The organism is Achromobacter sp. UMC46 (genome assembly GCF_014170335.1).
Classification (GTDB): Bacteria; Pseudomonadota; Gammaproteobacteria; order Burkholderiales; family Burkholderiaceae_B; genus Achromobacter.
Window position 1 is genome coordinate 60,297 of sequence record NZ_LZZS01000037.1, and the last position, 6,247, is coordinate 66,543.

At 63.5% G+C, this 6,247-nt stretch carries 2 protein-coding genes; both read right to left on the bottom strand.

The annotated features are described in order from the left end of the window. Positions 1–10: 10 nt before the first annotated feature. Complete coding sequence (locus A9973_RS27275) at positions 11–694, bottom strand: transglutaminase-like cysteine peptidase (RefSeq protein ID WP_183016742.1); 684 nt, start codon at positions 692–694, stop codon at positions 11–13. A gap of 102 nt (positions 695–796) precedes the next feature. Continuing rightward, a partial coding sequence (locus A9973_RS27280) for a VCBS domain-containing protein (RefSeq protein ID WP_183016743.1) occupies positions 797–6,247 on the bottom strand: 5,451 nt, incomplete at its 5' end.

The window sequence follows — 6,247 nt, forward strand, 5'->3', positions numbered from 1 at the left end:
TTTCCGGCCGTCAGGGGCGTATGCCTTCCCGTTCCATGCGTTGAAGTAGATCACGCCAGCGGCTGAGTCGGTCAACCGGCGCGGCGGGCTTGCCGTCAACGTACACGCCGTCGGCGTTGAAGCTGAAGACCGGCGTCAGGTCGCGACGCTGGGTCGCCGGCAGAATGGTGGATATCAGGCTGTCCAGCACCAGCGGGACGGCATTCGGGGTTTCGTAGTAGCCCAGGACCATGTGGGCGACCTGGCTGCTGCTGGCGGGTCCGCCAATGCGGGCGCGGACATAGATGAAGCGTAGCTTGTTCGCGGGGACGCCCATCGACAGCAAGGTGAAGTACTTGCCGATCACATAGTCTTCGCAGTCGCCGGCGCCTTTGCCCAACGATTCCAGCGGGGTGGCCCAGTAGTCCGTCTGCCCCCAGATGGTGATGTCTTCGCCCGATAGCAGGGCACGGTTCCAGAAATCGTTCGCAAGCGTCAGCTTGTCCCGTTCCAGGGCCGGTGGCGGGTTGCGGAGCAACTGCAACCAGCTTCCCACCGATTTCGCGCCTTTTGCGCCATAACGGCTAGCCGCCAGGCTTTGCAGCCGGTCGGTGCTGACTTCCAGGGCGAAACTGCCGCCCCAGACGCAAGCCAGGCATAGCAACACCAGTCGGCACAGGGGCAGCGTGCCGCGGAAACGGTGAGTCGAGGACATGAAACGGATTTTCACATTTTTCCGACTCTCGCAGACACGCTTGCTTAAAAAAATGCCTGCGCCCGGGGCGGGCCGTTGCCGCTCCGCCCCGGGTACTGCGGGTTAGTTGTGGTCGACGTTCAACTTCCCCTTTTGCAGCAGGTCGTTGATGATGGCCTGGTTGTTCATCTGGCCATTGTTCGTCAGGTCCACGTTCTCCAGCACGATCTTCTGGTCGGCGCCTTGGGCGATCTGGCCCTTGGTGTTGATATCGATGACCGTGTTGTTGCCTTCCTTGTGGATGCTCAGGTACTGCGTCAGCGTGCCGTCCTTCTCGCCGACCAGCAGATCCTTCAGGTCCAGGACATCGCCGCCGTTGGCGATGGTGGCGTTGGAGAAGTCCTTGATCGTATCGACCGCGGGCGCCCCGACCGAACCTTGGTCGTTCAGTTCCCACTTGAACGTGTCGCTGCCGGCGCCGCCGATCAACGTGTCGTTGCCCTTGCCGCCGATCAGCGTGTCGTTGCCCGAACCGCCGTCCAGCGTGTCGTTGCCCGCGCCACCGTTCAGGGTGTCGGCGCCGGCGCCGCCGTACAGCACGTCATTGCCGTCATCGCCGTAAAGGGTGTCATTGCCGCCCTGGCCGTAGATGATGTCGTCGCCCGTGCCGCCGTGGACGGTGTCGTTGCCGCCGCGGGTGTCGTCAGGCAGGTTGAACTGCGCGTGGTTGGCCTTCAGGTAGTCGTAGATCTCGTTGCTGGTCGCGGCATGGCCGTTCTGGTAGGCCAGGAAGTCCTGCAGCGCCTTCAGGCCTTGGCCGTCATGCGAACCGGCGGCGACACTGCCCCAGGTGAGGTGATCGGTATTGATCGTGTCACCGAAGATGATGTCGTTGCCGGCGCCGCCATTGATGACGTCGTTGCCCACCGCTGCCGGATCGTTGGTGATGTTGCCGCCCTGGAGGGCCGCCGTCAGGTCGTCGGGCTTCAGCACGATGTCCACCTGGCCACCAGGGGCCGCCACGACATTGCTGGCCGTCCAGTCCGTTTGCACGATGTTGTCGATCTGGACCGTGGCGCTTTGCGAGTTGTTGGTCGTGTCATCCAGGTCGTAGACCAGGCGATAGGTGCCCGAGGGCACCACGGCCGACGACACGGAGGTCTTCCCGGACAAGGCGGCAGTGGTGCTGCCGCTATCCATGTTGACCCACTTGCTGCCGTCCCAGCGCTGCAGCGTCCACGTGAACTTGTCGCCCGTCGCGTAGTTGCTGGTGGTCACGTCGAACGTCACCTTGCCATACGCGCTGATCGAGAACGTCGGGCTGGTCGCCGTGGTGTGCGTGCCGCCCGTGGTGTCGACGATCTGCAGCGCGCTGTTGGTGCGCGAGACCGAGCTGCCGCTGCCCGTGCCGGTGCTGGTCCAGTTGGACATGTTGCCCCAACCGTTGTTCGAACCGAAGTTGGCTAGCGTCGTGTCCGAACCGCTGCCGACCGGCGCATAGGCCGTGCCGCCGCCGCCCGTGTTGTCGAACAGGCGAAGGATGTCAGCGTTGACCCCCGGGCCGATGCCGATGGCATTGACCTGGCTGATATTGGCCAGCGGGTTGTAGCCGGACAGCGACTCGTTGATCGTCGTCGTGTCCGTGGAGCTACCGGTACCGCCCACCGTGGGCCGGCCCAACCAGTCGGTGGTCTGGTAGTAGGTCGGATCGCCGTCGGTCAGGAAGAACGTCTTGTTCTCGTAGCCGTTGGCGGCGGTATTGCCGCTGTTGCTTTGCTTATTGAACCAGTTCACTGCGGTGTTGAAAGCGACTTCGTAGTTGGTGCCGTCGTTGGCGACCAGCGCGTCAATGGCGGCAAGCAGCGCGGGCAGGTTTGCCTTCGAGAAATTGTTGATGCTGATGTTCTCGCCGCTGACCTTCGCGAACCCGATCAGCGTGAGGTTGATCTTGCCGTCATGGTTGGACAATTGGTTGGCCAGGACCGCGAGGGCGTCCTTCACCAGCTTCATGCGCGACTGGTTGTAGGAAACTCCGCTGGATCCGTCCAGGCCGTACGCCATACTGCCCGACGTATCCACCACCAGGGCAATGTTGTAGCTCTTGCCCGGCTCCACGGTCGTGACCGTGCCGCCCTTGTCGCCCAGGATGATGTCGTCGCCCGAACCGCCGCTCAACGGCGGGTTGGTGCCCGTGCCGCTCCCGGTGTTTTCGCCGGTCACCACGTTGTTCGTGTTCAGCACGAAGTTGTAGGTGCCCGACGTGTTCTGGCCGCCGTGGTCCGTGCCGCCGGTATCGCGCACCTGGAAGCCGATCGAGGTGTCCAGGCCATTGGCCGACGGGGTGAACACCAGCTTGCCGGCGGCGATGTCCGCCGCCGAGACGGCGGTGTTCACCGTCACGGGGTTGCCGTTCAGCGTCAGCGTGCCGTCCGTCGGCAGGCGCGAGATGATCACGCTTTGCAGCGCGTCACCCTCGGCACCGCCATTGAAACCGAACTCGGCGACCGTGAAGACGTGGCTGGCGCCGATTTCCACATTGGCCGAATTGTCGGCGGCGACCGGGGCGTCGTTCGTGCCCACGATCGAGACCGTGATCGGCGGAGCCGTCGTGCCGTCGACGGTCACGACATTGAACGACTCGGAGAGCAGGGCGCCTGCGGGCAGGTTCTGCACCACCGCCAGGCTGTTGTTCAGCGTGTACGTCCAATTGCCGTTGGCGTCAATCGAGAATGTGCCGTACTTGCCGACCACATTGGTCTGCGCGGCGACACCGCTCTGGCCCACATCCGCATCCGTCACCGTCAGTTTGCCGGTCGAGGTCAGCGTGAAGTCTTCGGTTACGGTGCCCGTCTTCTGGCCAGTGATCACCGGCGCGTCATTGGTGCCGGTGATCGTGACGGTGACAGGCAGGGTGGCCTTGCCGCCGTTGCCGTCGTCGACAGTCACATTGACGGTGTCGGTGACCTGCTGGCCTTCCTTCAGGCCCTGGACATTGGCTGCGTTGTTGTTCAGCGTATACGTCCACTTGCCCGACGAGTCGACCGTGAAGGTGCCGTAGACGCCCTTGCCGGCATCGCTGACCGTCCACGTATGCGTGTCGGTCGTGTCGACGTCAGTCTTGGTCAACTGGCCGCTGGCGGTCTGCGTGCCGTCTTCCTTCACGGCGCCGGTGGTGGTGCCCGCAATGGTCGGGATGTCGTTGGTGCCGACGATGGTGACGACCACTTTCCCCGTGGTGCCATCAGCCGTCGTGACCGTGAACGTTTCGGTCAGGGTCTTGCCAGCGCCCAGGCCTTGGACGGCCGGGTCGTTGTTGGTCAGGTTGTAGGTCCAATTGCCATTGGCATCGATGGAGAACTTGCCGTGCTGGCCAGTGGCGTCCGTCTGCGGCTTGAAGACCGCTTGGCCTGCATCCGGGTCCGTCACGTTGAGCTTGCCGCCAACGGCCAGCTTCACGTCTTCGGTGACCGTGCCCTTGTCATCGCCCGGCTTGGCCGGGGTGATGATGGCGCCGTCGTCGGTGCCGTTGATGGTGACCGTCACGTCCTTCGTGACCACGCCGCCGTTGCCGTCGTTGACGGTCACGGTGAAGGTTTCGGTGAACGTTTCGCCGGACTTCAGGCCTTGGACATTCTTGTTGGTGTTGTCCAGGTTGTAGGTCCACTTGCCGGTCGCGTCGACCGAGAACGAGCCGTACGTGCCCTTGCCGCCGTCGTTGACGGTCCAGGTGTGCTTGTCGGTCGTGTCGACGTCGGCGACGTCGATCTTGCCGGCGGCAACCAGGGTGCCGTCTTCGGTGACTGCACCATCGGCCTTGCCGGTCAAGACCGGGATGTCGTTGGTGCCGACGATGGTGACGACCACTTGACCGGTGGTGCCATCAGCCGTCGTAACGGTGAAGGTTTCGGTCAGGGTCTTGCCAGCGCCCAGGCCTTGGACGGCCGGGTCGTTGTTGGTCAGGTTGTACGTCCACTTGCCATCGGCGTCGATGGAGAACTTGCCGTGTTGGCCAGCGGCATCCGTCTGCGGCTTGAAGACCGCTTGACCAGCGTCCGGATCGGTAACGACCAACTTGCCGGCCGTCGTGAGCGTGACGTCTTCGGTGACCGTGCCCTTGTCATCGCCCGGCTTGGCCGGGGTGATGATGGCGCCGTCGTCGGTGCCGTTGATGGTGACCGTCACGTCCTTCGTGACCACGCCGCCGTTGCCGTCGTTGACGGTCACGGTGAAGGTTTCGGTGAACGTTTCGCCGGACTTCAGGCCTTGGACATTCTTGTTGGTGTTGTCCAGGTTGTAGGTCCACTTGCCGGTCGTGTCGACCGAGAAGGAGCCATACGTGCCCTTGCCGCCGTCGTTGACGGTCCAGGTGTGCTTGTCGGTCGTGTCGACGTCGGCGACGTCGATCTTGCCGGTGGCAACCAGGGTGCCGTCTTCGGTGACCGCACCATCGGCCTTGCCGGTCAGGACCGGGATGTCGTTGGTGCCGACGATGGTGACGACCACTTGACCGGTCGTGCCGTCAGCCGTCGTAACGGTGAAGGTCTCGGTCAGGGTCTTGCCAGCGCCCAGGCCTTGGACGGCCGGGTCGTTGTTGGTCAGGTTGTAGGTCCACTTGCCATCGGCGTCGATGGAGAACTTGCCGTGTTGGCCAGCGGCATCCGTCTGCGGCTTGAAGACCGCTTCGCCTGCATCCGGATCCGTCACGTCGAGCTTGCCGCCAACGGCGAGCGTCACGTCTTCGGTGACCGTACCCTTGTCGTCGCCCGGGGTGGCCGGGGTGATCACCGCGCCATCGTCGGTGCCGTTGATGGTGACCGTCACATCCTTCGTGACCACGCCGCCGTTGCCGTCATTGACGGTCACGGTGAAGGTTTCGGTGAACGTTTCGCCGGACTTCAGGCCTTGGACATTCTTGTTGGTGTTGTCCAGGTTGTAGGTCCACTTGCCGGTCGTGTCGACCGAGAAGGAGCCATACGTGCCCTTGCCGCCGTCGTTGACGGTCCAGGTGTGCTTGTCGGTCGTGTCGACGTCGGCGACGTCGATCTTGCCAGTCGCAACCAGGGTGCCGTCTTCCGTGACTGCGCCGTCCGCCTTGCCAGTCAAGACCGGGATGTCGTTGGTGCCGACGATGGTGACGACCACTTGACCGGTCGTGCCGTCAGCCGTCGTAACGGTGAAGGTTTCGGTCAGGGTCTTGCCAGCGCCCAGGCCTTGGACGGCCGGGTCGTTGTTGGTCAGGTTGTAGGTCCAATTGCCATTGGCGTCGATGGAGAACTTGCCGTGTTGGCCAGCGGCATCCGTCTGCGGCTTGAAGACCGCTTCGCCTGCATCCGGATCCGTCACGTCGAGCTTGCCGCCAACGGCGAGCGTCACGTCTTCGGTGACCGTACCCTTGTCGTCGCCCGGGTTAGCCGGGGTGATCACGGCGCCGTCATCGGTGCCGTTGATCGTGACTGTCACGTCCTTGGTGACCACGCCGCCGTTGCCGTCGTCCACGGTAACGGTGAAGGTCTCAGTGGCCGTCTCGCCAGCCTTCAGCGCCTTGACGTCGAGGTTGCTGCTGTCCAGGTTGTA